The sequence below is a fragment of the Dokdonella fugitiva genome (genome assembly GCF_004342425.1).
Taxonomy (GTDB): domain Bacteria; phylum Pseudomonadota; class Gammaproteobacteria; order Xanthomonadales; family Rhodanobacteraceae; genus Dokdonella_A; species Dokdonella_A fugitiva.
On sequence record NZ_SLWQ01000003.1, the window covers coordinates 36,009 to 60,771 of the forward strand.

24 protein-coding genes are annotated in these 24,763 nt (G+C 70.1%); 16 read left to right on the top strand and 8 right to left on the bottom strand.

The genetic code is table 11. From position 1 onward, the window contains the following. Positions 1-25: 25 nt before the first annotated feature. Positions 26-517: a hypothetical protein gene (locus tag EV148_RS07025; RefSeq protein WP_131995668.1), complete on the top strand. Its 492-nt coding sequence runs from the start codon at positions 26-28 to the stop codon at positions 515-517. A 4-nt stretch (positions 518-521) separates the two neighbouring features. Next, complete coding sequence (mutM, locus tag EV148_RS07030) at positions 522-1,334, top strand: bifunctional DNA-formamidopyrimidine glycosylase/DNA-(apurinic or apyrimidinic site) lyase (RefSeq protein WP_131995671.1); 813 nt, start codon at positions 522-524, stop codon at positions 1,332-1,334. A gap of 33 nt (positions 1,335-1,367) precedes the next feature. On the opposite strand, the gene EV148_RS07035 is transcribed toward mutM, so the two are convergent. Further along, complete coding sequence (locus EV148_RS07035) at positions 1,368-2,126, bottom strand: hypothetical protein (RefSeq protein ID WP_131995674.1); 759 nt, start codon at positions 2,124-2,126, stop codon at positions 1,368-1,370. Next, positions 2,123-2,764, bottom strand: coding sequence for a thymidine kinase (locus tag EV148_RS07040; RefSeq protein ID WP_131995677.1), 642 nt, complete (start codon positions 2,762-2,764; stop codon positions 2,123-2,125). The genes EV148_RS07035 and EV148_RS07040 overlap by 4 nt, the downstream gene beginning before the upstream one ends. Positions 2,765-2,847: 83 nt before the next feature. On the opposite strand from EV148_RS07040, the gene EV148_RS07045 reads away from it, so the two are divergent. Then, positions 2,848-3,687, top strand: coding sequence for an NAD-dependent protein deacetylase (locus EV148_RS07045; protein WP_131995680.1), 840 nt, complete (start codon positions 2,848-2,850; stop codon positions 3,685-3,687). 13 nt (positions 3,688-3,700) lie between these two features. Here EV148_RS07045 and EV148_RS07050 read toward each other — a convergent pair whose 3' ends face one another. Continuing rightward, a complete protein-coding gene (locus tag EV148_RS07050; protein WP_131995683.1) occupies positions 3,701-4,939 on the bottom strand; it encodes a right-handed parallel beta-helix repeat-containing protein in 1,239 nt (412 codons plus the stop codon). 199 nt (positions 4,940-5,138) lie between these two features. On the opposite strand from EV148_RS07050, the gene EV148_RS07055 reads away from it, so the two are divergent. Next, entirely contained in the window at positions 5,139-7,118 is a 1,980-nt protein-coding gene (locus EV148_RS07055; RefSeq protein WP_131995686.1) for a UvrD-helicase domain-containing protein, read from the top strand. A gap of 93 nt (positions 7,119-7,211) precedes the next feature. Next, complete coding sequence (locus EV148_RS07060; RefSeq protein ID WP_131996634.1) at positions 7,212-8,093, top strand: EamA family transporter; 882 nt, start codon at positions 7,212-7,214, stop codon at positions 8,091-8,093. Between the two features lie 10 nt (positions 8,094-8,103). On the opposite strand, the gene EV148_RS07065 is transcribed toward EV148_RS07060, so the two are convergent. Beyond that, complete coding sequence (locus EV148_RS07065) at positions 8,104-9,120, bottom strand: AI-2E family transporter (protein ID WP_131995689.1); 1,017 nt, start codon at positions 9,118-9,120, stop codon at positions 8,104-8,106. Positions 9,121-9,234: 114 nt separating this feature from the next. Here EV148_RS07065 and EV148_RS07070 point away from each other — a divergent pair, with 114 nt between their 5' ends. The 3 genes from EV148_RS07070 (at position 9,235) to plsB (ending at position 13,985) form a co-directional block, all read left to right on the top strand. After that, entirely contained in the window at positions 9,235-10,119 is an 885-nt protein-coding gene (locus EV148_RS07070; protein ID WP_131995692.1) for a 5'-nucleotidase, lipoprotein e(P4) family, read from the top strand. 271 nt (positions 10,120-10,390) lie between these two features. After that, on the top strand, positions 10,391-11,350 hold the full coding sequence (locus EV148_RS07075; RefSeq protein ID WP_131995695.1) for a hypothetical protein: 960 nt from the start codon (positions 10,391-10,393) through the stop codon (positions 11,348-11,350). 103 nt (positions 11,351-11,453) lie between these two features. Continuing rightward, the gene (gene plsB / locus EV148_RS07080; RefSeq protein WP_131995698.1) at positions 11,454-13,985 is read left to right on the top strand and encodes a glycerol-3-phosphate 1-O-acyltransferase PlsB; all 2,532 of its coding nucleotides are present in this window, start codon (positions 11,454-11,456) and stop codon (positions 13,983-13,985) included. A gap of 9 nt (positions 13,986-13,994) precedes the next feature. On the opposite strand, the gene EV148_RS07085 is transcribed toward plsB, so the two are convergent. Together EV148_RS07085 and tkt are read right to left on the bottom strand one after the other, a co-directional pair. Further along, on the bottom strand, positions 13,995-14,201 hold the full coding sequence (locus tag EV148_RS07085; RefSeq protein WP_131995701.1) for a YdcH family protein: 207 nt from the start codon (positions 14,199-14,201) through the stop codon (positions 13,995-13,997). A 102-nt stretch (positions 14,202-14,303) separates the two neighbouring features. Next, positions 14,304-16,301 (bottom strand): transketolase, encoded by a 1,998-nt coding sequence (gene tkt / locus EV148_RS07090; RefSeq protein WP_131995704.1) that lies wholly within the window; start codon positions 16,299-16,301, stop codon positions 14,304-14,306. Between the two features lie 198 nt (positions 16,302-16,499). Here tkt and ttcA point away from each other — a divergent pair, with 198 nt between their 5' ends. The 3 genes from ttcA (at position 16,500) to EV148_RS07105 (ending at position 19,255) form a co-directional block, all read left to right on the top strand. Then, entirely contained in the window at positions 16,500-17,372 is an 873-nt protein-coding gene (ttcA, locus tag EV148_RS07095; protein ID WP_131995707.1) for a tRNA 2-thiocytidine(32) synthetase TtcA, read from the top strand. Positions 17,373-17,548: 176 nt separating this feature from the next. Further along, the gene (locus EV148_RS07100; protein WP_131996637.1) at positions 17,549-18,466 is read left to right on the top strand and encodes a recombination-associated protein RdgC; all 918 of its coding nucleotides are present in this window, start codon (positions 17,549-17,551) and stop codon (positions 18,464-18,466) included. Positions 18,467-18,499: 33 nt separating this feature from the next. Beyond that, on the top strand, positions 18,500-19,255 hold the full coding sequence (locus tag EV148_RS07105; RefSeq protein WP_131995710.1) for a M48 family metallopeptidase: 756 nt from the start codon (positions 18,500-18,502) through the stop codon (positions 19,253-19,255). A 233-nt stretch (positions 19,256-19,488) separates the two neighbouring features. On the opposite strand, the gene EV148_RS07110 is transcribed toward EV148_RS07105, so the two are convergent. After that, positions 19,489-20,343 carry an alpha/beta fold hydrolase gene (locus EV148_RS07110; RefSeq protein ID WP_131995713.1) on the bottom strand — a complete coding sequence of 285 codons (855 nt, stop codon included), beginning with the start codon at positions 20,341-20,343 and terminating at the stop codon, positions 19,489-19,491. Next, complete coding sequence (gene hemH / locus EV148_RS07115; RefSeq protein WP_131995716.1) at positions 20,333-21,445, bottom strand: ferrochelatase; 1,113 nt, start codon at positions 21,443-21,445, stop codon at positions 20,333-20,335. Before hemH ends, EV148_RS07110 begins: the two co-directional genes overlap by 11 nt. Positions 21,446-21,598: 153 nt before the next feature. On the opposite strand from hemH, the gene EV148_RS07120 reads away from it, so the two are divergent. The 5 genes from EV148_RS07120 to tatC all read left to right on the top strand — a co-directional run bounded on the left by EV148_RS07120 (position 21,599) and on the right by tatC (position 24,641). Then, positions 21,599-22,522, top strand: a complete 924-nt coding sequence (locus tag EV148_RS07120) for an NHL repeat-containing protein (RefSeq protein ID WP_131995719.1) — start codon at positions 21,599-21,601, stop codon at positions 22,520-22,522. A gap of 67 nt (positions 22,523-22,589) precedes the next feature. Continuing rightward, positions 22,590-23,270, top strand: coding sequence for a lipid-binding SYLF domain-containing protein (locus tag EV148_RS07125; RefSeq protein WP_131995722.1), 681 nt, complete (start codon positions 22,590-22,592; stop codon positions 23,268-23,270). A gap of 39 nt (positions 23,271-23,309) precedes the next feature. Beyond that, on the top strand, positions 23,310-23,537 hold the full coding sequence (gene tatA, locus EV148_RS07130; protein WP_131995725.1) for a Sec-independent protein translocase subunit TatA: 228 nt from the start codon (positions 23,310-23,312) through the stop codon (positions 23,535-23,537). Between the two features lie 41 nt (positions 23,538-23,578). Then, a complete protein-coding gene (gene tatB / locus EV148_RS19140; protein WP_131995728.1) occupies positions 23,579-23,893 on the top strand; it encodes a Sec-independent protein translocase protein TatB in 315 nt (104 codons plus the stop codon). Then, on the top strand, positions 23,880-24,641 hold the full coding sequence (gene tatC, locus EV148_RS07140) for a twin-arginine translocase subunit TatC (protein ID WP_131995731.1): 762 nt from the start codon (positions 23,880-23,882) through the stop codon (positions 24,639-24,641). Before tatB ends, tatC begins: the two co-directional genes overlap by 14 nt. The last annotated feature ends 122 nt before the right edge of the window (positions 24,642-24,763 follow it).

Here is a 24,763-nt window from a genome sequence, read left to right on the forward strand (position 1 = left end):
TTGCGCGACCTGCTAGGCTGCCTCGATGAAGCGACGCACGCGCACCCTCGTGTTCCTGGTCGCGGCGGTCGCGCTGCTCGTCGCCGCCGTGTTCGCCGAGCTGCGACACGAGCAGGCACTCGCGCTCGATCCGCTGACCACGCTCGACCTCGCGGCCGCCAAGCGCATCGACGTGACCTGCGCCGGCTGCACGCCGCGCCACTACGCCAATGTCGACGGACACTGGCGCCAGCGCGACCCGGATGCGCCGGCCGACGAGGCGCTGGTCGCGCGCCTGCTCGCGATCGCCCATGCGCCGGTGCGCTTCCGCCACGCCGCGGGCGAACTCGAAGCGGCCAAGGTCGGCCTCGTGCCGCCGTTCGCGACCTTGCGCATCGACGACACCGAGCTGCGCTTCGGCGGCACCGACGCGATCCGCGGCGACCGCTACGTCGCGATCGACGACGCGATCGCGCTCGTGCCGGACCGCTTCAGTGCCGCGTTGTTCACGGCAGCCGCCACGCCGAAGCAGGACTAGGCGCATGCCCGAGCTGCCCGAGGTCGAAACGACGCGCCGCGGCCTCGCGCCGCACCTCGTGGGTCGCCGCGTCGTCGCGCTCGACGTGCGCCAGCCGAAGCTGCGCTGGCCGATCCCGCGCGAACTGCGGGTGCAGCTGCCGGGCCAGCGCATCGAGGCGATCGAACGCCGCGCGAAGTACCTGCTGGTGCATACCGAGCCGGGCAGCGCGCTGCTGCATCTGGGCATGTCCGGCTCGCTGCGCGTGCTGCCGGCGACGACGCCGGTCGGCCCGCACGACCACGTCGACTGGCGCCTCGACTCGGGCCGGGTGTTGCGCTTCACCGATCCGCGACGCTTCGGCTCGCAGCTGTGGCAGCCCCGCGGCGAAACGCACGAACTCCTCGCCGGCCTCGGGCCCGAGCCGTTGTCCGACGCCTTCGACGGCGATCACCTGTGGCTGCGTTCGCGCGGCCGCCGTGCGGCGGTCAAGCTGTTCCTCATGGACCAGGGGATCGTCGTCGGCGTCGGCAACATCTACGCGAGCGAAGCGCTGTTCGCCGCGGGCATCCATCCGCGGCGTGCGGCCGGCAGCGTCTCGCGCGAGCGCTATGCACGCCTCGCCGCGGAGGTGAAGCGCATCCTCGCCTACGCGATCGGCCGTGGCGGCACGACCCTGCGCGACTTCATCAGCCCGGACGGCACGCCCGGCTACTTCGAGCAGGAGCTCATGGTCTATGGACGCGCGGGCGAACCGTGCCGCGCCTGCGGCACGCCGGTCCGTGCGAGCGTGATCGGCCAGCGCTCGACCTTCCATTGCCCGCGCTGCCAGCGCTGACCCGATGCGCGCGTGGTAGCGGCGCGCGGGCGGTCACGCCGGCCAGTCCAGCGCGATGTGGCGGTTGTTGAACTCCGGATCGTCGGGCGCGCCGACGACGCGCACCGTCATGCCGCGCGGGACGCCGGACACCTCGATGTCCCGGCCCTCCTCGACGATGCCGCCGCGCGCCTGGAAGTCGGCGAAGCGCTCGGCGAGCTCGCCGGCGACGCCGACCGCCGGCGCGGGCACGTTGCGGATGCTGACGTCCGGCCGCGCGAACTTGCGCAGGCCGCGCGTGTGCACCCACGAGCGTCCTGCATGGTGCTCGTCCTCGCTGCACATGATCAGGACGTGGTCGCGCGTGTGGAACGCATCCTCGTCGAAGCGCTCGTGCCACTGCGCCGCGTCGAACATCGACAGGATCTGCGGATCGACCACGGCGACGCCGCCGCCGTCGACGAGCGCGGTGATCGTGCCGACGAGGTCGCGCAAGGCGTCGAGGTCGGCGGGGTCGCGGATCGACCCGCGCAGCATCGTGCAGTCGCGCGCGGCCTTGGCACGCTCGAACAGGCGCGCGTCTTCTTCCCACAGCAGGCGCCCGAGCGTGCCGGCGAGCGGATAGCCGTCCCAGTGCGCGAGCGCCCGGTTCTCGTAGCGGACGACGTCGATGCCCGGCGGCGTGCCGCGCGTGCGGTAGCGGTGCGCGTCGATCACGAGGTCCGAGGCGAAACGACCGAACACGAACCAGAGCAGGAACGCCTCGTCGCCGCCATCACGCCAGCCGGGGCGCGGCCACGCCGGGGTGCTCATGCGGACTCCCGCGGATGATCGAGCGGCAGTACCGGCTGCTGCAGCTCGACCGTGCTTTCGCCGGCCATGATCTTCTTGAACTCGGCGCGGCTGACCGAGACGTAGCGGTCGTTGCCACCGATCTCGACCTGCGGGCCGTCGGTGACGGCGCGGCCGTGCTCGTCGACGCGCACGACCATCGTCGCCTTGCGTCCGCTGTGGCAGATGGTCTTGATCTCGACGAGGTTGTCGGCCCAGGCGAGGAGGTACTGGCTGCCTTCGAACAATTCGCCGCGGAAATCCGTGCGCAGGCCGTAGGCGAGCACGGGGATGCCGAGCACGTCGACGATGTCGCCGAGCTGCCATGCCTGCGCCCGGGACAGGAACTGCGCCTCGTCGACGAGCACGCAGTCGAGCTTGCCGCGTGCGGCGATGTCGGCCCGCGCGAGCGCGAGCAGGTCGTCGTCGCGCATGAAGCGCCGCGCGTTCGCACGCAGGCCGATGCGCGACGCGACCACGCCCTCGCCCGCGCGCGTGTCGAGTTGCGGCGTGAGGATCAGCGTGCGCATGCCGCGCTCGTGGTAGTTGTACGCGCTCTGCAGCAGCGTCGTCGTCTTGCCGGCGTTCATCGCCGAATAATAGAAATACAGTTTCGCCATCGATGCGGAGCGGGGATGCGGGGCGGGCGCACAGCATACCCGCCCGGCTGCACCCGCGCGGTGAATCGCGCGAGAATGCGCGCATGGACGCCGTTCTCGAAGACCCGGTCGCGCCGGCCGGCGCCGCGACGCGACTCGCCGCCTTCATCGACGCGCATCCGCGCCTGTTCGTGCTGACCGGCGCCGGCATCAGCACTGCTTCGGGCATCCCCGACTATCGCAACCGCGACGGCGGCTGGAAACGCACGCCGCCGATCACCCTGCAGGTCTTCGTCGGCGACGCGCTCGCGCGCTCGCGCTACTGGGCGCGCAGCCTCGTCGGCTGGCGGCGCTTCGGCGTCGCGCGACCGAATGCGGCGCACCATGCGCTCGCCGCGCTCGAACGACGCGGACGCGTCGCCTTGCTCGTCACGCAGAACGTCGACGGCCTGCACGAGGCGGCGGGCCACGAGGCGGTCGTCGACCTGCACGGCCGCCTCGATCGCGTGCGCTGCCTCGGCTGCGAGCGGCGCCTGCCGCGCGCGCAGTTCCAGCGTGAACTCGAGCGGCGCAATCCGGACTGGCTCGCCGTCGACGCGCTCGACGCGCCCGACGGTGACGCGGACCTCGAGGGCCTCGCGTTCGAGCGCTTCGTCGTGCCGGATTGTGCGGATTGCGGCGGCCTGCTCAAGCCCGACGTCGTGTTCTTCGGCGAGAACGTGCCGCGCGAGCGCTTCGAGCGAGCCACGCAGGCACTCGAGGAAGCCGACGCGATGCTCGTCGTCGGCTCGTCGCTGATGGTGTACTCGGGCTACCGCTTCGCGCGCGCGGCGGCGCAGGCGCGCAAGCCGATCGCGGCGCTCAACCTCGGCCGTACGCGCGCCGACGAGCTGCTGTCGCTGAAGATCGAGGCCGACTGCGCCGCGGTGCTCGGCGCGCTGTGAGCGAGCGACGGCATCAGTCGAAGCCGTTGGCGAACAGGCGATCGAGGTCCACGGCGTCCAGTTCGCAGGCACCGATGTCGACCGCTTCGCCCGCGAGTCGCGGATGGCCCTCGCCGCGCTGGTCGAATTCGCTCCGGGCGATCGTTCCACCGGCATCGCGTGCGCACGAGTCACCGGCGAGCGCATGGGTCGCTGTCGGGCCGCCGTTGTCGGCGAGCGGCAGCAGCCCCGGATCGCACGCGAGCGTGTCGGGCGGCACGGTGACGTTCTCGCCGACGCTGCCGATGAGGTTGTGGTCGCCGGTCATGATGTCGTCCACGCTACCTGTGTGCTCGATGTCGGGTGAACCGATATTGCCCGCGAGCAGGCTGTCGAAGGCGGTGACGGCCGTGGCGAGCGCGGGTCCGCTGTAGAGACGGATGCCCGCGCCGGCCGAAGCGGAGTTGGCTGCCACGGTGCTGTGCACGAGGTCGAGCGTGTCGAGTGCATACGTCGCGATGCCACCGCCAGCGCGGATGGCCGTGTTGCCGGACACGGTGCTGTTGGCGAGGCTGAGATGGCCCTTCCACATGAACAGGCCGCCGCCGTCGCTCGATGAGTTGCCCGAGACGGTGGTGTTGGCGAGGACCACGGTGGAAGCGTCGTCCGAGGCGATGCCGCCGCCGATGCCGAGCTCGCCAGTCGAATTGCCGGCAATCGTACTATCGCTCACGGTGAGCGTGCCGCCGTCCGAGACGAGGATGCCGCCGCCCGCGTAGTCGGAGTGGTTGCCGGACACGCGACAGCGCGTGAGCGTGGCGGTGCTGGCGGAGACGGAGATGCCGCCGCCCACCATGTCGGCCTGCCCGCCCGAGATCGACAGGTCCTCGAATGCGACCGGCCGGCTCGCGGTGAACACCGTGCCCGTACCCGACACGCGCCGCACTTCGACGCGCGTACCGCTCACGGCGGACCGGATCGTCGTCTCGCCGCCGGCATCGGTGATATCGAGCGGCGCACCGGTCACCTCGATCGGCGCGATCGCGGGCGGAATCACGATCGTGTTGCCGCCGTCGCTGCCGGACCAGCAGTTCGTGTCCGCCGGCGTCGCATGCGTGTTCGAAGCGACGATCGCTTCGCGCAGGGTGCAGCGGCCCGAGACGTGGACATCGCCGCCGATGTTCACGTCGATGATCCCGGCGGCGCCGGCGCGGCCGACGGCGAGCAGCAGGGCCGCGGCGAGCGGGCGGAGCGATGCACGGGCAGTGGCCATGGCGTTTTTCCGGCAGGGGCTGCCATCCCGTTACGCGGTCGCGCGGCGAAAACCCCAATCCGACGCAGGCGCGCGCGATCGAGGGCTGCGCCCGCGGACGGCCGCGTCATGCGCGCACGACAGGTGTCAAGCTGTCGGCGGCGCCCGCGCCGCGGCACAATCGCCCGTCCGTCCCGCGTCGCGCCGACGATCCCTGCCGATGAGCCTCAACCCGCAACAACGCGCCGCCGTCGAATATTGCGACGGCCCCCTGCTCGTGCTCGCCGGCGCGGGTTCGGGCAAGACGCGCGTGATCACCGAGAAGATCGCGCACCTGATCAAGCGCCGGCAGGTGCCGGCGGCGAAGATCGCCGCGATCACGTTCACCAACAAGGCTGCGCGCGAGATGCGCGAGCGCGTCGGCAAGCTCGTCTCGGGCACGGCCGCGGAAGGCCTCACGGTGTGCACCTTCCACGCGCTCGGGCTGAAGTTCCTGCAGATCGAGCACGCGCGCGCGGGCCTGCGGCGCGGCTTCTCGATCCTCGACGCCGACGACACGCAGGGCATGATCAAGGAACTCGCGCCGAAGGCGATCAAGCCCGACGCGCTGTTCGCGTTGCAATCGCTGGTCTCGCGCGCGAAGAACGAGGGCCTCACGCCCGAGCAGGCCGCGGCGGCCGCGACCGGCGCGCGCGAGCGCGAGGCCGCGGAGATCTACGCCGCCTACCAGCGGCGCCTCGCCGCATTCAACGCGGTCGACTTCGACGACCTCATCCGCCTGCCGCTCGGCGTGCTCGAAGGCGACGAGGAAGCGCGCGCAGGCTGGCGCGAGCGCCTTCGCTACCTGCTCGTCGACGAGTACCAGGACACCAATTCCGCGCAGTACCGCCTGGTCAAGGCGCTCGCGGGCGAGCGCGGGTTGTTCACCGCGGTCGGCGACGACGACCAGTCGATCTACGCCTGGCGCGGCGCGAACCCGGAGAACCTCGCCGAGCTTGCGCGCGACTATCCGAAGCTGCGCGTGGTCAAGCTCGAGCAGAACTACCGCTGCGCGCGGCGCATCCTGCGCTGCGCGAACAAGGTCATCGCGCACAACGCGCACCTGTTCGAGAAGCGCCTGTGGAGCGAGCAGGGCGAAGGCCCGCCGGTGCGCGTGCTCGAATGCCGCGACGACGAGCACGAGGCCGAATGCGTCGCCGGTGCGATCGCCCATCTCGCGGAGAAGCACAAGGCGCCGTGGCACGAATTCGCGATCCTCTACCGTGGCAACCACCAGTCGCGTGCGCTCGAGAAGGCGCTGCGCCTTGCGCGCGTGCCGTACCACGTGACCGGCGGCACCGCGTTCCTCGACCGCGCCGAGGTCAAGGACCTGCTCGCCTACCTGCGCCTCATCAACAACCCCGACGACGACGCGGCATTCCTGCGCGTGGTCAACCTGCCGCGCCGCGACATCGGCGCGACCACGCTCGAGAAGCTCGGCGAACTCGCCGGCGTGCGCCACGTATCGCTGCTGCGCGCGGCGCAGAACGACGCGGTGCTCGGCCAGCTGAGCGGCCGCGCGGCGTCGTCGCTGGTCGCGTTCACGGGCCTGATCCGCGACCTCGCGGCCAAGGCCGAGCGCACGCCGGCGGCGGACCTCGTCGATGAACTGGTGACGCGCATCGGTTATGCCGACCACATCGCGGTGCAGGTCAAGGAGCCTGCGCTGCGCGAGCGCCGGCTCGAGAACCTGAAGGAACTCGGCGAGTGGTTCCGCGCGATGCGGAAGGACGGCGCCGCGGGCGACCTCGCCGCGCAGCTCGCCCTGCTCAGCCACGGCGACCGCGACGATCCGGGCAATGCCGCGCGCCTCATGACCTTGCACTCGGCCAAGGGCCTCGAGTTCCGCTTCGTCTTCCTCGTCGGCGTCGACGACACGACACTGCCGCACGAGGGCAGCATCGAGGAGGGGCGCATCGAGGAAGAGCGCCGCCTGCTCTACGTCGGCATCACGCGCGCGAAGGAGCAACTGTCGCTGTCGTACGCCAAACGGCGCAAGCGCTTCGGCGAGATCATCGCCAACCAGCCGAGCCGCTTCCTCGCCGAGCTGCCGGCCGACGATTTGCACTGGTCCGGACGGGACGCCGAGCAGGATGCGGCACACAGGCAGGAACTCGCGTCCTCGCACATCGCGCGCCTTGCCAGCCTTTTCGCGGACTGACCTGCCCTGCCGACACGCGCTGTCGGCAGTCGCGGGCCGCGCGCGGCCCGCGCATGCGAAGATCGCCACATGCATCCTGCCGCGACCGACCGCATGCCCCCGCATTCGCATTTCACGCGCATCCTGCTCGCCATCGGCGCGTTGCTGCTCGGCATGGCGTCGTACCAGTGCGGCGCGGCGGTGGCCAAGCACCTGTTCCCGGCGGTCGGCGCCGAAGGCGCGACCGCGTACCGACTCGGCCTCGCCGCGCTGATCCTGCTCGCCTGGCGGCGCCCGTGGCGCAACACGGGCGCGCCGAGGGACATGCGTGCGTTGTGGGGCTACGGCCTCGCGATCGGCGCGATGAACCTGTTGTTCTACCTGTCACTGCGCACGATCCCGCTCGGCATCGCGGTCGCGCTCGAGTTCACCGGGCCGCTCGCGCTGGCCCTGTCCGGTTCGCGCCGCTGGATCGACTTCGTCTGGGTCGCGCTCGTGGTCGTCGGCCTGATGATGCTGCTGCCGTTGCGCGAACAGGCGCAGGCACTCGATCCCCTGGGCGTCGCCCTCGCGCTCGCGGCGGGCGTCGGCTGGGTGTTCTACATCGTGCTCGGCCGCAAGGCTGGCATGTCCTGGGCCGCCGACGCCGTCACGCTCGGCACCGCGATCGGCGCGCTGCTCGTAGTGCCGATCGGCTTCGCGCATGCCGGCACGGCGCTGTTGTCGCCGGCGCTGCTGCCATTCGCGCTCGGCGTCGCGGTGCTGAGCTCGGCCTTGCCCTACACGCTCGAGATGATCGCATTGACGCGCCTGCCGTCGCGCACGTTCGGCACCCTGCTCAGCCTCGAGCCGGCGCTGGCGGCCGCGGCCGGCGCCGCGTTCCTCGGCGAGCGCCTCGACCTGCTGCAATGGCTCGCGATCGCGGCGATCGTCATCGCCGCCGCAGGCACGGCGCTCAGCCTGCGCCGCGCCGAGGCGGCCGCGCCTCCGGCGTGACGCCGCCGTTTCAGATCAGTCCGGCGTTCGAAAGCTCGCGCTTGAGGTAGGCGTAGTAGATCGGCGCGGCGACGAGGCCGGCAGCGCCGAACGCGGCTTCCATGAAGAGCATCGCGATGAGCAGTTCCCATGCGCGCGCGCGGATCTGCGTGCCGACGATGCGTGCATTGAGGAAGTACTCGAGCTTGTGGATGAGGATGAGATAGACGAGCGCCGAGATCGCCACGCCGAACGACACCGACAGGCCGACCACGAAGATGAGCGTGTTGGAAATCAGGTTGCCGACCACCGGCAACAGGCCGGCGACGAAGGTGGTGACGACGAGGCTCTTCGCGAAGGGCAGGTTCGTGCCGAACAGCGGCAGCACGACGAGCAGGAAGATCGCGGTGAACAGCGTGTTGACCGCCGAGATCTTCACCTGCGCGAACACGATGTCGTGGAACGCCGCGACGAGGCTGCGGCAGCGCTGCACGAGTGCCTCGACCAGCGGGCCGCGGCGCTTGTCCGGATGCGTCGCCGCGTCGGCGAGCGCGACCATCGCGCCGAGGACCATGCCGATCAGGAGATGCACGACGACGCGCGCGGCCGTCTTGCCCGCGAGCTGCAGCTGCGCCGCGTGCGCACGCAGCCACTCGATCGCGGCGGCGCGGAAGTCGTCGATGCTGTCGGGCAAGTGGTCGACGACGACCTGCGGCAGCTGCGCCCGCGCGCGGTCGATCAGCGGCATCATGCTCTCGAACAGCGCGCCCGGCTCGCCGAGTTCGCGGCGCAGGAACGACACCGCGCCGATGATCGCGAGCGTGAGCAGGCCGACCACGACCACGCTGAGCAGCGCGACGACGAGGCCGTGCGCGCGGGCGCCGGGAAGATGCCGCTGCAACGGCGGCGCGAGCGCCTCGACCAGCGCGTAGACGAGCAGCCCGGCGAGCAGCGCGGACAGCAGGTGCAGTTCGAGGATGAGGATGAGCGCGGAGCCGGCGAGGACGTACGAAGCGATCTGGATGCGCGAACTGGTCGAAGGATCCATGGGGCGTCCCGGGGCGATGGCGGGGCAGGCGGCCGACGGGCGTCCGTGCGAGCGCGTGTCATACACTGTCCGATCCTAGGGGCTGCCCTCGCGCTTTCCAATCCCGGAGCCACGATGTCGAACCTTCGTCCATTCCTGATCGCACTGTCGCTGGCCATGCTCGCCGGTTGCACGGCGTCGCATCCGCCACGGGCCGATGTCGCGGCCGCGCAGGCCGGCTCCGGGCCGGCGGCGAACGACAACCTCAACGCGGTCGCCTGGACGCAGGGCGCGATCGAGCATGACCTCGTCTATCGCGAGGTCTACCGTCATGCCGGCGAACAGCTGCTGCGCGCGCTCGCCGACCAGGACTGGGACGCGCTGCCGCGCGAGGAGCGCGAGGGTGCGGTGCGCGGGCTCGCGCCTGCAGTGATCCTCGACATCGACGAGACCGTACTCGACAACTCGCCGTACCAGGCGCGCCTGGTGCGCGACGGCCGCCGGTACGAGGACGCCAGCTGGGCGCAGTGGTGCCGCGAGGAAGCGGCTCGGCCGCTGCCCGGCGCACTCGAGTTCACCCGACTGGCGGCGGCGCACGGCGTCACCGTGTTCTACCTGTCCAACCGCGCGCAGGACCTCAACGATGCGACGCTCGCGAACCTGCGCAAGACCGGCTTTCCGATCGCCACCGCTGAGCCGGTATTCCTCGGGCTCGGCACCGTCGTCGAGGGTTGCCGGGCGGCGGGAAGCAACAAGGGATGCCGGCGCAAGCTGATCGGGCGCACGCACCGCGTGCTGCTGCAGGTCGGCGATCAGGTCGGCGACTTCGTCGACGTGGCCGCGAACACCGCGCAGGGCCGCGCCGCCGCCGTGGCCGCCTACGCCGACTGGTTCGGCGAGCGCTGGTTCGCATTGCCGAATCCGACCTACGGGTCCTGGGAGGCCGCCCTGTTCGACAATGACCGCAGCCTGCCCGAGGCTGGCCAGCGTGCGGCCAAGCTGAAAAATCTACGTTATTGATCAAATACTTGCTGTTCATTACGTCAGGTATTGCATGAACTTAGGGCGCTAAGTACAATCAATCACAGGAGTTGCGGGTCCGCCGCGCGGCGCCCGCCGAAGCACAGCCCCCAGAGAACGACGTACGATTTCCTCCTCCGGCACTGCCGGATTCCGCCCGGAAGGTTCGCCCTCCGGGTGTATTTTTTTGGGCGCGGCCGGTGCGACGCACAGTGGCCGCTGTACCGCGGCGCTGCTACAGTTCGCCGCCTTCAATCCTTGGGGAACGCTCATGGTCAAGCCTCTGGTCCGCGCGGCGCTCGCGGCGTCGCTGCTCGTCTTCTTCGCCGGCTGCGAACAGAAGCCCGCCGATACCGCCGCGAGCGCGCCCGCCGCCGCCGCGACGCCGGACGCGGCGATCCTCGCCTCGGTGCAATCGATCAAGCAGGGCGACATCGCCGGCCTCATGCAGAACGCCCTGCCGCCGCCCGACTTCGCCAAGGCGAAGGCCGACTGGGGCAAGGACAAGGACCAGGAGCCGATCACCGACGAGCAGCGCGCGCAGTTCAACGAGACGATGGCGAAGCTGACCGCGCCCGACGCGGAGCAGAAGCTGTTCGCCGAGATCGAGCCCAAGCTCAAGGAATTCGACGCGCAGTACCAGCAGCAGCTGCCGATGTACGCGATGGCCGGCGCGGGCTGGGTCAAGAACATGATCCAGCAGAACCAGACCATGACCGAAGCCGAGCGCACCCAGGCGGCCGCCGCGGTCGACGCGCTGCAGGCGTGGGTCGTGAAGACGCACTTCACCGACGCCGACTCGATCAAGAAGGTCATCGCGATCGTCGCCAAGGCCGCGCGCGAGATGAACCTCAAGTCGCTCGACGAAGCGCGAGCGCTCGGCTACGACGAGGCGATGCAGAAGGCGCGCGTCGCCGTGCTCGCCCTCAAGGACGCGCTCGCGGTGTACGGCCTGTCGATCGACGAGACGCTCGATTCGATCAAGCCGCAGGTGCTCTCGAACGACGGCAAGACGGCGACGGTGCAGCTCTCCTACACGCTGCTCGGCGCGCCGCTCACCGCCACCACCGAGATGGTCAACGTCGACGGCCGCTGGTACGGCAAGCAGACGATCGACAAGCTGAAGGAAAAGGCCGCGGAACAGGCCGAGCAATCGGCGCCGTCCGCCGTCACGGCACCGGAGGCACCGGCCGCGGAATCCGCGCCGGCGGCCGAGCCGAAGCAGGGCTGACGCGCGCCGCGCCCGGCGCGGCGGACAGGGTCCGCAAGCGCATCGACGCGACGCGTCGATGCGCCCACGCGGGCGCCGTCCGCCATCCTGATAGACTCGACGCATGAACGACTCGCAACCGGCGCCACGCCCGCCCGAGGCCGCGCAGGTACCCGCCTGGCTCAAGGCGTTCGGCGCGCTTCTGCGCCCGTGGATCCGCATCCACCGCACGCCTGAAGACGTCCACGCGCTGCTGCCCGACGATGCGCGCCCCACCGTGTACGTGATCGAGCGCTACGGCCTGTCCGACACGCTCATCCTCGAGCAGGCCTGTGCCGAAGCGGGCCTGCCCTCGCCGTATGCGGCCGCCGACGAGCTGCCGATCAAGCGCCGCCGCGCCGTCGTCGCTTTGTCGCGGCGGCCGCGCGTGTTCGGCCGCCAGCCGCATCCGACCCGATCGGAAACACTGAGCCTGCTCGCCGACTTCGTCCGCGCGCAGCCCGGGCACGACGTGCGCCTCGTGCCGGTGTCGATCTTCGTCGGCCGCGCGCCGGACCGCGAATCGGGCTGGTTCAGCGTGCTGTTCTCCGAGAACTGGGTCGTGGTCGGCCGCTTCCGGCGCCTGCTCGCGCTCGCGCTCAACGGCCGCGACACGCACGTGCAGTTCGCCGCGCCGGTGTCGTTGCGCGACGTCATCGCCGACCAGCCCGAACCCGAACGCGGCGTGCGCAAGCTGCAGCGCATCCTGCGCGCGCACTTCCGCCGCATCCGCGCCGCGGTGATCGGGCCCGACCTGTCGCACCGGCGCACGCTCATCGACGGCGTCGTCAACGCGGCGCCCGTGCAGCAGGCGATCGACGCCAACGCGAGCAAGGAAGGCATCGACCGCGACAAGGCCGCGCGCAAGGCGCGCGCGTTCGCCTGGGAAATCGCCGCCGACCAGTCGCACCTGGTCGTGCGCTCCGCGTCGTTCATGCTGACCGGGCTGTGGGAGAAGATCTACCGCGGCGTGCACATGAACCACTTCGCCGAGCTGCGCAAGATCGTGCCCGGCCATGAAGTCGTGTTCGTGCCCTGCCATCGCAGCACGACCGACGATGCGCTGCTGCCGTACCTGCTCTACCGCAACGGCCTGCCCGTGCCGCACATCGCGGCCGGCGTGAACCTCAACCTGCCGCTGATCGGCCCGCTGTTGCGTCGCGGCGGTGCGTTCTTCCTGCGGCGCAGCTTCAGCGACCCGTTCTATTCGACCGTGTTCCGCGAGTACATGAGCCAGCTCATCGCGCGCGGCATCTCGCTCATGTACTTCATCGAGGGTGGCCGATCGCGCACCGGTCGCACGCTCGAACCACGCGGCGGCCTGCTGTCGATGACCTTGCGCAGCTTCCTGCGCCAGCCCGACCGACCGGTGGTGTTCCAGCCGGTCTACATCGGCTACGAGAAGATCATGGAGGGCGAGTCCTACATCGGCGAGCTGTCCGGCAAGCCGAAGGAGAAGGAATCCTGGGGCGCGCTGCTGCGCGGCCTCGGCGCGCTGCGCGACAACTACGGCGCGGTCACGGTCAACTTCGGCGAGCCGGTGTTCCTCACGCCGCTGCTCGACCGGATCGAGCCGGACTGGCGCGTGGCGACCACGAATCCGGACGCGAAGCCGGCGTGGCTCAAGGCCGCGGTCGACACGCTCGGCGAGCGCATCCTCGTCAACATCAACCGCGCCGCGCACGCCAATCCGATCAACCTGCTCGCGGTCGCGTTGCTCGCGACCCCCAAGCATGCGATGGCCGAGGCCGACCTGCTCGCCCAGCTCGAGCTGTACAAGGCCTTGCTGTCCTCGCTGCCGTATTCGGAGCGCGTCACGCTGACCTCGCTCGAGCCGGCGGAGATCATCGCCTACGGCGAAAAGATGCAGTGGATCCGCCGCATCGCGCACCCGCTCGGCGACGTGCTCACGGTCGATGCGAAGCAGGGTGTGCTGCTGAGCTACTTCCGCAACAACGTCACGCACCTGTTCGCGACCGCGTCGTGGGTCGCCTGCTGCTTCCTCAACAACCGCCGTCTCGCGCGCACGTCGATCCTGCGCCTCGGGCGCCTCATCTATCCGTTCGTGCAGGCCGAGCTGTTCCTGCCGTGGAGCGAGGAGGAATTCGGCGAACGCATCCAGAAGACGCTCGACTTCTTCATCGCCCAAGGCCTGCTCGAAGCCGACGCCGACGGCCGCATCATCGCGCGTGGCCCGGGGCAGAGCGATCGCGCGTTCCGCCTGCGCGCGCTCGCGCACACGCTGCTGCCGGCGATCGAGCGCTATTACATCGGCCTCGCACTGCTCGTGAAGAACGGGCCGCACACGCTGACTGCGGGCGAGCTCGAGAACCTGTGCCACCTCAGCGCGCAGCGCCTGTCGCTCCTGCACGAGCTCAATGCGCCGGAGTTCTTCGACCGCAGCCTCTTCCGCGGCTTCATCCAGAAGCTGCGCGAGCGGCGCGTGGTCTGGGCCGACGAGAACGGCAAGCTCGATTTCGACCTCACGCTCGAGGAAGTCGCCAAGGATGCGCGCGTGATCCTTTCGCGCGAGATCCGCCACGGCATCCTCAAGCTGACGCCGGAAAAGCAGGCCGAACTCACGCGCAACGAAGTCGCCGCGTCGACCGAAGCCTGAGCGCGCGCGTCAGGCGTCGAGGTCGGGGATGAGCTTGTTCTCGAGGTAGGCGATCATGTCCTTGAGCTTGAGCTTGCGCTTCTTCAGGCGCGTGAGCTGCAGCTCGTCGCAGCCGGGGCCGGTCGGCAGGCGCGCGATCGCCGCGTCGAGGTCGCGATGCTCGATCCGCAGTTCGGTCAGGCGGCGCACGATGGCGGCGGGATCTTCCGGGTACATGGCACCACGCAGTCTACCGTAGGGCGGTACGCGCGCCGCGCGGGCCGCCGTCGGCGCTGCGACGAGGCAACGGCGGGACTCGCGCTGCGCGCTCGACCCGCCCTACACGCTGCGCGCGACTTCGGCGACGTGTTCCGGCGTGAAGCCGAAGAACTCGAACAGCTTGCCGGCCGGCGCGGACTCGCCGTAGCGATCGATGCCGACGACGGCACCGTTGCCGCGCACGTACTTCCACCACAGCGCGGTGGCGCCGGCCTCGATCGCGATCTTCGGCACGTCTGCCGGCAGCACCGATGCGCGGTACGCGTCGTCCTGGCGGTCGAACGCCTCGGTCGACGGCATCGACACGACGCGCGTCGGCAATCCGTCGGCGTCGAGCAGCTTCTTCGCGGCGAGCGCGAGCCCGACCTCCGAGCCGGTCGCGACGAGGATGCGCGCGGGCGTGCCGTCGCTGTCGGCGAGCACGTAGCCGCCGCGCCCGATCGCGGCGACCTGCGCCTCGCTGCGCGGCACGAACGGCAGGTTCTGGCGCGACAGCGCGAGCGCGGTCGGCGCGTTGCGGCGCTCCAGCGCGAGCTTCCACGCGACCGCCGTCTCGACCGTGTCGCAGGGACGCCAGACGTCGAGGTTCGGAATCAGGCGCAGGCTCGACACGTGCTCGATCGACTGGTGCGTCGGGCCGTCCTCGCCGAGGCCGATCGAGTCGTGCGTGAAGACGTGGATCACGCGCTGGTTCATCAGCGCCGCCATGCGGATCGCATTGCGGCTGTAGTCGCTGAAGGTGAGGAAGGTGCCGCCGAACGGGATGTAGCCGCCGTGCAGCGCGATGCCGTTCATGATCGCCGCCATGCCGAACTCGCGCACGCCGTAACTGATGTGCCGGCCGGTGCCGCCGCCGGCGAGCAGCGGCGCGCCCTTCCACAGCGTGAGGTTGGAATGCGTGAGGTCGGCCGAGCCGCCGACCATCTCGGGCAGCGCGGGCGCGAACGCCTCGATCGCGTACTGGCTCGCCTTGCGCGAGGCGACCGTCTCCGCCTTCGCGTTCGCCTCGGCGATGAGCGTTGCCGCGCGTTCGGCGAAGTCGGCCGGCAGCTCGCCGGCGAGGCGGCGCTCGAATTCCGCCGCGCGCTCGCCATGCTTCGAGCGATAGCCGTCGCGCCGCGCGTTCCATTCTGATTCGTGGCGCGCGCCCGCCGCGCGCGCGTCCCACGCCGCGGCGATGTCGGCAGGAATTTCGAACGGACCGTACTCCCAGCCGAGCGCCTTGCGCGTCGCCGCGAGCTCGTCGGCACCGAGCGCCTCGCCATGCGCCTTCGCCGTGCCCGCGCGCGTCGGCGCACCCCTGCCGATCGTCGTGCGGCAGATCACCAGGCTCGGCTGCGCCGTGTGTTCCTTCGCCTCGCGGATCGCGCGGTCGACCGCGTCGACGTCGTGGCCGTCGATCGGCCCGATGACCTGCCAGCCGTAGGCGCGGAAGCGCGCCGCGGTGTCGTCGGTGAACCAGCCCTGCACCTGGCCGTCGATCGAGATGCCGTTGTCGTCGTAGAGCGCGATGAGCTTGCCGAGCTGCCAGGTGCCGGCGAGCGCGCAGGCTTCGTGCGAGATGCCTTCCATGAGGCAGCCGTCGCCGAGGAACACGTAGGTGTGGTGGTCGACGATGCGCGCGTCGTCGGTGTTGAACTCGGCCGCGAGCAGCTTCTCCGCGAGTGCCATGCCGACCGCGTTGGCGAGGCCCTGGCCGAGTGGCCCGGTGGTCGTCTCGACGCCGGGCGTGACGTGCACTTCGGGATGGCCCGGCGTCTTCGAATGCAGCTGGCGGAAATTCTTCAGCTCCGCGAGCGGCAGGTCGTAGCCGGTCAGGTGCAGCAATGAATACAGCAGCATCGAGCCGTGGCCGTTCGACACGACGAAACGATCGCGGTCGGCCCAGTGCGGATTGGCCGGGTTGTGCTTGAGATGGCGCGTCCACAGCGCGACCGCGATCTCGGCCATGCCCATCGGCATGCCCGGATGGCCCGACTTCGCCTGTTCGACCGCGTCCGCGGAGAGGAAGCGGATCGCGTTGGCGAGGCGGGCGGTGTCGACGCGCGGGGTGTTCATGGAGCAACTCCGGAAGGGCACGCGCGAGGCCGGCGGCGCCGGGGGCGGACGTGCGGAAGACGAGGGATTCGCCCGGAGTCCGTTCCGGTGCGCAGAAGCGCGAATTTTGCCGCAACGGCGCCGGCCGCGGAAGTGAATGCGGCCTTCCGTCCCCGCCGCGTATCGGCGCCGGGACGGCGCCGACTACAATAGGCGGTCATGAACGCGATCCCGTCCCGCAAGCACGATTACGAAGCCGCCAAGTTGGCCAAGCGCCTGCGCCACCAGGTCGGCCAGGCGATTGCCGACTTCAACATGATCGAGGAAGGCGACCGCGTCATGGTCTGCCTGTCCGGCGGCAAGGACTCGTACACGCTGCTCGACATCCTGTTGAAGCTGCAGGCGAAGGCGCCGGTGCGCTTCGAACTCGTCGCGGTGCACCTCGACCAGAAGCAGCCCGGTTACGACCCCGGGATCCTGCCCGCCTACCTGCGCGCGCTCGGCGTGCCGTTCGAGATCCTCGAGCAGGACACCTACAGCGTCGTCAAGCGCGTGATCCCCGAAGGCAAGACGATGTGCAGCCTGTGTTCGCGCCTGCGTCGCGGCTCGCTGTACACGCACGCGGCCGAGCGTGGCTACACCAAGATCGCGCTCGGCCATCATCGCGACGACATCGTCGAGACCATGTTTCTCAACCTGTTCCACCAGGCGACCCTGAAGGCGATGCCGCCGAAGCTGCGTTCGGACGACGGCCGCAACGTGCTGATCCGCCCCCTCGCCTACTGCGCCGAGGACGACATCGCGGCGTACGCCGCGCAGCAGGGCTTCCCGATCATGCCGTGCAACCTGTGCGGCTCGCAGGAGAACCTGCAGCGCAAGGCGATCAAGGCGATGCTCGCCGAATGGGAGAAGAAGCACCCGGGCCGCACCGAGACGATCTTCCGTGCGCTCGGCAACGTCGCGCCGTCGCAGCTCGCCGATCGCACGCTGTTCGACTTCGCCGGGCTGGGCGCGAATCCGCAGGCGGAGCGGGCCGACGCACATGCCTGGCTCGCCGGCGCCGAGCCGGCGCAGGTGGACGGGCCGAGCTGACCTCGCCGCCAGCGATGCCTCCGTTCTCGACGGATGCCGATCGCGATCTTCCTACGAACGCGAAAATGGATTCCGGCTTCCGCCGGAGCGACGCCTCCACGAGACTCTCCCGCTCGGCTGCGGGCCGCGTCACATCCATTCCGATCCCCCGATTTCCCGAAAAACCGGTCCCCGCCATGTTCTTTCGCAATCTCAGCCTGTTCCGTTTTCCTGAAAGTGTCACTAAAAGCCTCAAACATCTTGCAAAAGACCTCGACTCGCATCGATTGCGCGAATGCGGGCCCCTCGAGCTCTCGACCCGCGGCTTCGTTTCGCCGTACGGACGCGACAGCGAGGAGCTGTTGCACCAGACGGGTGCATTTTCGCTCCTCACGATCGGCGCCGAGGAGCGCCTGCTGCCCGGCGTCGTGGTCGCCGAGGAGCTCGCCGACCGCATCGCGAAGATCGCTGACAAGGAGGGTCGCCGGCCCGGCGCGAAGGAGCGCAAGCGATTGAAAGAAGAGGTGATTTCAGAACTCCTCCCGCGTGCGTTCATACGCCCGTCACGGCTGTCTGCGTATCTGGATGCCGAGCAGGGCTGGTTCGTCGTCGACAGCGCCAGCCGCAAGGCGGCCGAGGACGCGGTGAGCCAGGTGCGCGAGGCGCTCGGCCGTTTCCCGGCGACGCCGATGGCGCCTTCGGAATCCCCGCGGAACCTGATGACGGGCTGGCTCATAGATGGGAAACTGCCGCCAGGACTGGCACTCGGCGAGGAGGTCGAATTGCGGGATCCGGCCGAGGCCGGCGCGATCGTACGCTGCCGCCGGCAGGACCTTGAATCGGACGAAATCCGGGAGCATCTGAAGTCGGGCAAGCAGGTCTTCCAGCTTGGCCTCGTGTTCGATGACCGGATGGGGTTCGTGCTCGACGAAGACCTCGTCGTGCGCAGGCTCCGCTTCCTCGACGTCGTGCTCGACGAGCTCGGCGACGGCACGGCGGAATCGGCGCGCGCCGAGCTCGATGCGACGTTTGCGTTGATGACGCTCGAACTCAGGAACCTGGTCGAGCGCCTGGAAAAGTGGTTCGGAATCCCCCGTCCGGGCGAGCGCGACTGAGCGCCGCGCGCGCGGGTCTGTCGGAGAAATGAAGTGGAACTTGCGCACGACTACCTTGAACTGGCGACGCCGGCCGGCGAAACGATCAAGGTGCTGCGCAAGAGCCATCCGCAGGCGCGCCGCCTGCGCCTGACCGTGACGCCGGGCGGTGCGCGCGTCACCTATCCCGAAGGCACTCATCCGGCCCAGGTGTTCGCATTCCTGCGCAAGCACGGTGAATGGCTCGAGCGCAAGCTCGACGAGCTCAGCCTCGGTTCCGCGCCGCCGCCGCTCAAGCCGGGCGCGGCGACCGTGATGCCGCTGCGCGGCGAAACCACGCGCCTGTCATGGCGCGACGGTGCCTATCCGCAGATCGAGCAGATCGACGATCGTCTCGTGCTGACGCTGCCGCGCCCGCACGGCAAGTCGACCCTGCCCGCCGCACGCGCGCTGCTGCGCTCGTTCCTCGAGGCGCAGATCCGCCGCGACGTGAGCCGCTGGCTCGCGCGGTACTGTCCCGAACTGGGCCGCGCGCCGACCGCGGTCAAGCTGCGCCCGCTGAAGAGCCTGTGGGGCAGCCTCGATACGCGTGACCGCGTCACGCTCGACCTCGCGCTCGCACTCGCGCCGCCCGCGGCGCTGCGCTACGTCGTCGTGCACGAGCTCTGTCACCTGCGCATCCGCAGCCACTCGCCGCGCTTCTGGGCGCTGGTCGAGAAGCTCATGCCGGACTGGCGCGAACAGCGCGATTGGCTCCGCCTCAACGGCCAGGCGCTGAAGGCCGAACTGAATCGCCTGATCCAGGCCTGAGCGGAAGACAGAAGAAAGCCTGGACCACGGAGCACAGGAAGCACGGAGGAGAGGAAACGTTCCTTCGTGCGCTGCGACACGGCGACATGGAAAGCCAGGGCGTGGAAGCATGCATCTCTCGCTTTGGCCAGGCGCTTCGGCGGCACGCGTTGCGCGTTTCCCGCCGCTGCGACACGGCGACATCGAATAAGAGCCAAGCCTGAAACACGAAGCACATCCGGTGTGCTTCCGTTTCAATCGCTCGCCTTGCCCAGCAGCGCATCCGCGACCGCCGCGGCGTTTTCCAGATGCAAGTGGTGGTGGCCGGCGATGCGCGTGACGCGGATGTCCGCGACGCACGCCGCGCGCGCGTCCATCATCGCGGCCGGCAGGTAGCTCGTCGGCGGGTCGGCGAGCACGAGGCGCGTGCGTGCGCGGATGCCGGAGAGCATCGCGCGTACCTGCTCTTCGCCGTAGCGTTGCGGGCTTGCGAGCGTGAGGCGCGGGTCGCTCGACCATACCCAGCCGCCTTCGACCGCCAGCACGCCGCGCGCGACGATCGCACGCGCCGCGGCATCGGACAGGTCGTTCGCCAGCATGCGCGCGACGACCGCCTCGTCGAGCGTCGCGAACACGCGCAGCGGCCGGCGCGCGGCGAACGCCGCATGCTGGTCGAGCGCGCGGCGCAGCTGCGGCAGCGCGTCCTCGAGCGTCGTCGTCAGCGGGCCGAGGGCTTCCACCAGCAGCAGTTCACCGACGCGTTCCGGATAGGCGGCTGCGAACAGGCTCGCCAGCGTGCCGCCGAGCGAATGGCCGAGCAGGTCGACGCGTGTCCAGCCGAAATGCCCGAGCACGGCGCCGATATCGTCGAAGTAGTCGACGTAGTGGTACCAGGCCCCCGGCGCGATGTGCGAGGAATGGCCGTGGCCGCGCAGGTCGAGCGCGACCACCTGCCAGCGCTCGGCGAGCAGCGGCGCGAGCTGGTCGAACGAACCGGCGTTGTCGAGCCAGCCGTGCAGGGCGAGCAGCGGCGGTGAACCTTCGTCGCCCCAGCGTTTCGCGGCGAGCGTCGCCATCGGCAAGGCGATGCGCAGCTCCTCAGCGCGCATCGCGGAATCGTTCGCGCCGCGCGCGCGCGGCCGCCTGTTGCGCCTGTGCACGCGCCGCATCCCAGCCCGGATCGAACTCGTTCCAGCCCTGGCCGTGGCGCAGCACGAGCTCGGCCAGCGCCGCCACGTGGTCGTCACCCGCGTTGAGCGCGGGAATGTATTCGAACCGCTCGCCGCCCGCGTGCAGGAAGCGCGCATGGTTGCCGATAGCGATCTCCTCGAGTGTCTCGAGGCAGTCGACCGCGAAGCCGGGACAGAGCACCTGCACGTGCCTGATCCCTTCGCCGGGCAGCGCGGCGAGCGTCGCCTCGGTGTACGGCTGCAGCCACTTCGCGCGACCGACGCGCGACTGGAACGTGACGAGCAGTTCGGGCTCCTCGAGGCCGAGGCGTTCGCGCAATCGCCGCGCGGTCGCCTGGCATTGGCAGAAATACGGGTCGCCGGCGAGCAGGTTCCGCTCAGGAATGCCGTGGAACGAAAGCAGCAGGCGCCCGGCGCGGCCGTGGCGCTGCCAGTGCGCCTCGACGCTGCGCGCGAGCGCTTCGACGTAGAGCGGCTCGGCGTGGTAGTCGTTGATGAAGCGCTGCTCCGGCGGCCAGCGCCAGCCGGCGAACTCGCGCGCGATCGCGTCGAACACGGAGGCGGTCGTCGTCGCCGAGTACTGCGGGAACAGCGGCAGCACGAGCAGTCGCCGCACGCCGGCCGCGGCGAAGTCGCGCAGGGCCGCGCGCAGGCCCGGGCGGCCGTAGCGCATCGCATGGCGGACCAGGATCGGACCGGGACGTTGCGCCTGCAGCGCGGCCTGCAGCCGCTGCGCGAGCGCGGCGGTGCCGAGCGCGAGCGGCGAGCCTTCCGGGGTCCAGATCCGCTGGTACAGCGCGGCCGAGCGCGCGGGTCGCACGCGCAGCACGTAGCCGTGCAGGATGAGGCGCCAGAGCCAGCGCGGCAGTTCGACCACGCGCGGGTCGCCGAGGAATTCGGCGAGGTAGCGCCGTACCGCCCGCGGCGTGGCCGCGTCGGGCGTACCGAGGTTGACGAGCAGCACGCCGGCCGCGGCAGGGTCGCCGTGGCGATGGTTCGACAATCCGAAATAGCGCGGCATCGTGGCTTCGGGCAGGGGCGCCATCGCGCGGCGACCCGCGGGGCGAGGCGGCCGGACGCTAAGGTTTTGACGGCGTTGAGGTTGCTGGTAGACTCGGGCCGCCACCGCGGAACACCGCGGGGCTGACGATTACCATAACGATAACATGCCGCCATGCGCCCACTGACCTGCGTCATCGCAGCAGGGATGCTTGCCGTCGCCGCCGTACCGGCGCAGGCGGCGACCGCCTATGGAGAGGCGTTCGACACGCTCTACCGCATCGACCTCGACAAGCACGAGGCGACCCGCGTCGGCGCGGCCGGCCGTCATGCCGGCCAGCTGATCGGCAACATCAGTGGCCTCGCGCCGCAGGACGACGGCGTGATGTACGCGGTGGCCGGCGCGCTGAAGCTGCTCATCGCGCTCGACACCTCGACCGGCGAGGCGCGCATCGTCGGCGATCTCGGCCTCTCGGGCCAGGGTGATCCGAACCACAACGACGCTCTCGACCTCAACATGACGGCGAGTTGCGACGGCACGCTCTGGCTCGTGTCGGCGATCGCCGACAAGCTGTGGACGGTCGATCCGGCCAACGGCAGCGCAACCCTCGTCGGGCCGACCGGGCACACGATCACCGGCCTCGTCGCGCGCGGCGGCACGCTCTACGGCGCGGGCGGCAAGGGCGACAACACGTTCTACCGGATCGATCGCGAAACCGGTGCGGCCACCGCGATCGGCTCGTTCGGTCCCGAGTTGCAGCGCTGGGTCAACTCGATCTCGATGAGTTTCGACGAAACCGGCAGGCTGTGGGCGGTCATCAACTACGTGCCGCCCGAGCACGACAACGACGCCATCGCCGACTGGAGCGATCTGGCGACGATCGACCCGGACACCGGCGTCGTGCACATCGTCGGGCCGATCACCGGGCCCGAATCCCTGCGCAAGGTCGGCATCAAGGGCTTCACGACCGGTGCCGGTCCGTGTGCCGCGGGCGCCGCGCCCGCGGCCGCGCCGGTCGGCACGCCGCTCGCGCTCGGCGTGCTCGCGCTCCTGCTCGTCGCCGCGGCGACGCTGCACCGGCGCCGCCAGCCCGCCTGAACGGGCTTCATCGCCGGCTCAGCTCGCGCCGATTAACGTGGGTCGAATCCACCTGCCGGAGTCGCGCATGCGTGCCGCCTTGTTCGTCCTGCTTTCCGTCGTGCTCGCCTCGATGACCCACCCGGCGCGCGCCGGGGAAGAGGAGAACAAGCTCGCCGAAAATGCCGTGCGCGTGCTCAAGGAGGTCATGGAAGCGCCCGACAGGGCGATACCGCGGGACCTGCTCGAGAATGCGCATGCGATTGCGGTCGTGCCCGACGTGATCAAGGCCGGCCTCGTCATCGGCGGCCGCCACGGCAGAGGCCTCATCGCGGTGAAGACGCGCGACGGCGTCTGGTCGAATCCTTCGTTCGTGAGCATGACCGGCGGCAGCATCGGCTTCCAGGCCGGCGTGTCCTCGACCGACGTGATCCTCGTCTTCCGCACGCAGCGCGGCGTGGATTCGATCGTGCACGGCAAGTTCACGCTCGGCGCCGACGCGTCCGCCGCGGCCGGCCCGGTCGGCCGTTCCGCGCAGGCGTCCACCGACGCCCAGCTCAAGGCCGAGATCTATTCCTACTCGCGTGCGCGCGGGCTGTTCGCGGGCGCGGCGCTCGACGGCACCGCGCTCAAGATCGACAACGACGCGAACCAGGCCGTCTACGGCAGCGGCGTGACCGCGCGCCGCATCTTCGAAGGCGGCGTGTCCGGCGTGCCGAACGTGGTCGTGGACTTCCGCGACCTGCTGGAGGAGTACACTACGAAGTAACGCGACGCGCCGCGTCGGTCATTTCGTCGGGTAGTCCCCATGGGTAGTTTCAGCATCTGGCACTGGTTGGTCCTGCTGGCGATCATCGCCCTCCTGTTCGGCACCAAGAAGCTGCGCAACGTCGGCGAAGACGTCGGCGCGGCGATCAAGGGCTTCAAGAAGGGCATGCAGGACGGCGACGACGACCCGGCCCGGCTCAAGGCCGATCCGCCGCCGTCGAACACGGCCGGCTCCACGAGCAGCAGCAAGACCGAACGCGTCGACTGACGCGCGGGCGCGCGCAACCGCGCCATTCCCCGGGATTCGCCATGTTCGACGTCGGCTTCAGCGAGATCGCGCTCGTCGCGGTCGTCGCCCTGCTCGTGCTCGGCCCCGAGCGCCTGCCGCGTGTCGCGCGCACGGCAGGGGCGCTCGTGCGCCGCGCGCGCGCGAGCTGGCAGAACGTGCGCAGCGAGATCGAACGCGAACTCGCCGCCGAGGACCTCAGGAAATCGATCGACGAGGCCCGTCGCGCCGCCGACGTGCGCGCCGACGTGCACGCGACGGCGGCCGACGTCGAGGCCGCGGTGCGTACGCCTCCCCCCACCACGCCGCCAGCAGCGCCGACCGATGAGCGAACCTGAGCACGACGGCGAGCAGTCCTTCATCTCGCACCTGGTCGAACTGCGCGAGCGCCTGCTCAAGGCGGTCGCCGCGGTGCTGCTCGTGCTCCTCGCGCTCATGCCGTTCGCCAACAAGCTCTATGGTTGGCTCGCGCTGCCGCTGATCCGCCACCTGCCGCAGGGCGGCACGATGATCGCGACCGAGGTCGCCTCGCCGTTCCTGACCCCGCTCAAGCTCGCCTTCTTCGTCGCGTTGTTCATCGCGATCCCGTTCGTGCTGTACCAGCTCTGGGCGTTCGTCGCGCCGGGGCTGTACCGCCATGAAAAGCGGCTCGCCGTGCCGATCCTCGTTTCGTCGGTGATCCTCTTCTACATCGGCTGCGCGTTCGCCTATTTCCTCGTGCTGCCCGCGGTATTCGCCTTCATGACCGGCATCGCGCCGGCGGGGGTCGCGGTGACGCCGGATATCGGCCGTTACCTCGATTTCGTGCTCATGCTGTTCCTCGCCTTCGGCCTCTGCTTCGAGGTGCCGGTCGTGCTGGTCATCCTCGTCGCGCTCGGCCTCGTCACGCCGGAACAGCTTGCCGGCAGCCGCCGCTACGCGATCGTCGGGGCGTTCGCGATCGCCGCCGTGCTGACCCCGCCCGACGTGCTGTCGCAGACGATGCTCGCCGTGCCGATGTGCCTGCTCTACGAGGTCGGCATCTTCGGCGCACGCACCTTCGCCCGCCCCGCGCCAGCCCCCACCGACCCCGCTTCCGGGGCCTGACGACCCGCCCGGCGCCCGGCCGGTCGCGGCAAATCCCCTGCATGCCGGACGCCGCGGGCCGGCCTCCGGCCGCCCCGCCGCGTGCTTCCCGGTTACAAATCGTCACACAGTTGCCCGCCCGG

Bases quoted from the DNA above. Each gene is read 5' to 3' on its own strand.
- EV148_RS07065 (WP_131995689.1), bottom strand. From the start codon at position 9,120: ATGGATCCTTCGACCAGTTCGCGCATCCAGATCGCTTCGTACGTCCTC.
- EV148_RS07075 (WP_131995695.1), top strand. From the start codon at position 10,391: ATGGTCAAGCCTCTGGTCCGCGCGGCGCTCGCGGCGTCGCTGCTCGTC.
- EV148_RS07110 (WP_131995713.1), bottom strand. From the start codon at position 20,343: ATGCGCGCTGAGGAGCTGCGCATCGCCTTGCCGATGGCGACGCTCGCC.
- tatA (WP_131995725.1), top strand. From the start codon at position 23,310: ATGGGTAGTTTCAGCATCTGGCACTGGTTGGTCCTGCTGGCGATCATC.
- EV148_RS07070 (WP_131995692.1), top strand. From the start codon at position 9,235: ATGTCGAACCTTCGTCCATTCCTGATCGCACTGTCGCTGGCCATGCTC.
- EV148_RS07120 (WP_131995719.1), top strand. From the start codon at position 21,599: ATGCGCCCACTGACCTGCGTCATCGCAGCAGGGATGCTTGCCGTCGCC.
- EV148_RS07055 (WP_131995686.1), top strand. From the start codon at position 5,139: ATGAGCCTCAACCCGCAACAACGCGCCGCCGTCGAATATTGCGACGGC.
- tkt (WP_131995704.1), bottom strand. From the start codon at position 16,301: ATGAACACCCCGCGCGTCGACACCGCCCGCCTCGCCAACGCGATCCGC.
- EV148_RS07125 (WP_131995722.1), top strand. From the start codon at position 22,590: ATGCGTGCCGCCTTGTTCGTCCTGCTTTCCGTCGTGCTCGCCTCGATG.
- tatB (WP_131995728.1), top strand. From the start codon at position 23,579: ATGTTCGACGTCGGCTTCAGCGAGATCGCGCTCGTCGCGGTCGTCGCC.
- EV148_RS07060 (WP_131996634.1), top strand. From the start codon at position 7,212: ATGCCCCCGCATTCGCATTTCACGCGCATCCTGCTCGCCATCGGCGCG.
- ttcA (WP_131995707.1), top strand. From the start codon at position 16,500: ATGAACGCGATCCCGTCCCGCAAGCACGATTACGAAGCCGCCAAGTTG.
- tatC (WP_131995731.1), top strand. From the start codon at position 23,880: ATGAGCGAACCTGAGCACGACGGCGAGCAGTCCTTCATCTCGCACCTG.
- EV148_RS07025 (WP_131995668.1), top strand. From the start codon at position 26: ATGAAGCGACGCACGCGCACCCTCGTGTTCCTGGTCGCGGCGGTCGCG.
- EV148_RS07100 (WP_131996637.1), top strand. From the start codon at position 17,549: ATGTTCTTTCGCAATCTCAGCCTGTTCCGTTTTCCTGAAAGTGTCACT.
- mutM (WP_131995671.1), top strand. From the start codon at position 522: ATGCCCGAGCTGCCCGAGGTCGAAACGACGCGCCGCGGCCTCGCGCCG.
- hemH (WP_131995716.1), bottom strand. From the start codon at position 21,445: ATGCCGCGCTATTTCGGATTGTCGAACCATCGCCACGGCGACCCTGCC.
- EV148_RS07045 (WP_131995680.1), top strand. From the start codon at position 2,848: ATGGACGCCGTTCTCGAAGACCCGGTCGCGCCGGCCGGCGCCGCGACG.
- EV148_RS07085 (WP_131995701.1), bottom strand. From the start codon at position 14,201: ATGTACCCGGAAGATCCCGCCGCCATCGTGCGCCGCCTGACCGAACTG.
- EV148_RS07040 (WP_131995677.1), bottom strand. From the start codon at position 2,764: ATGGCGAAACTGTATTTCTATTATTCGGCGATGAACGCCGGCAAGACG.
- EV148_RS07050 (WP_131995683.1), bottom strand. From the start codon at position 4,939: ATGGCCACTGCCCGTGCATCGCTCCGCCCGCTCGCCGCGGCCCTGCTG.
- EV148_RS07035 (WP_131995674.1), bottom strand. From the start codon at position 2,126: ATGAGCACCCCGGCGTGGCCGCGCCCCGGCTGGCGTGATGGCGGCGAC.
- plsB (WP_131995698.1), top strand. From the start codon at position 11,454: ATGAACGACTCGCAACCGGCGCCACGCCCGCCCGAGGCCGCGCAGGTA.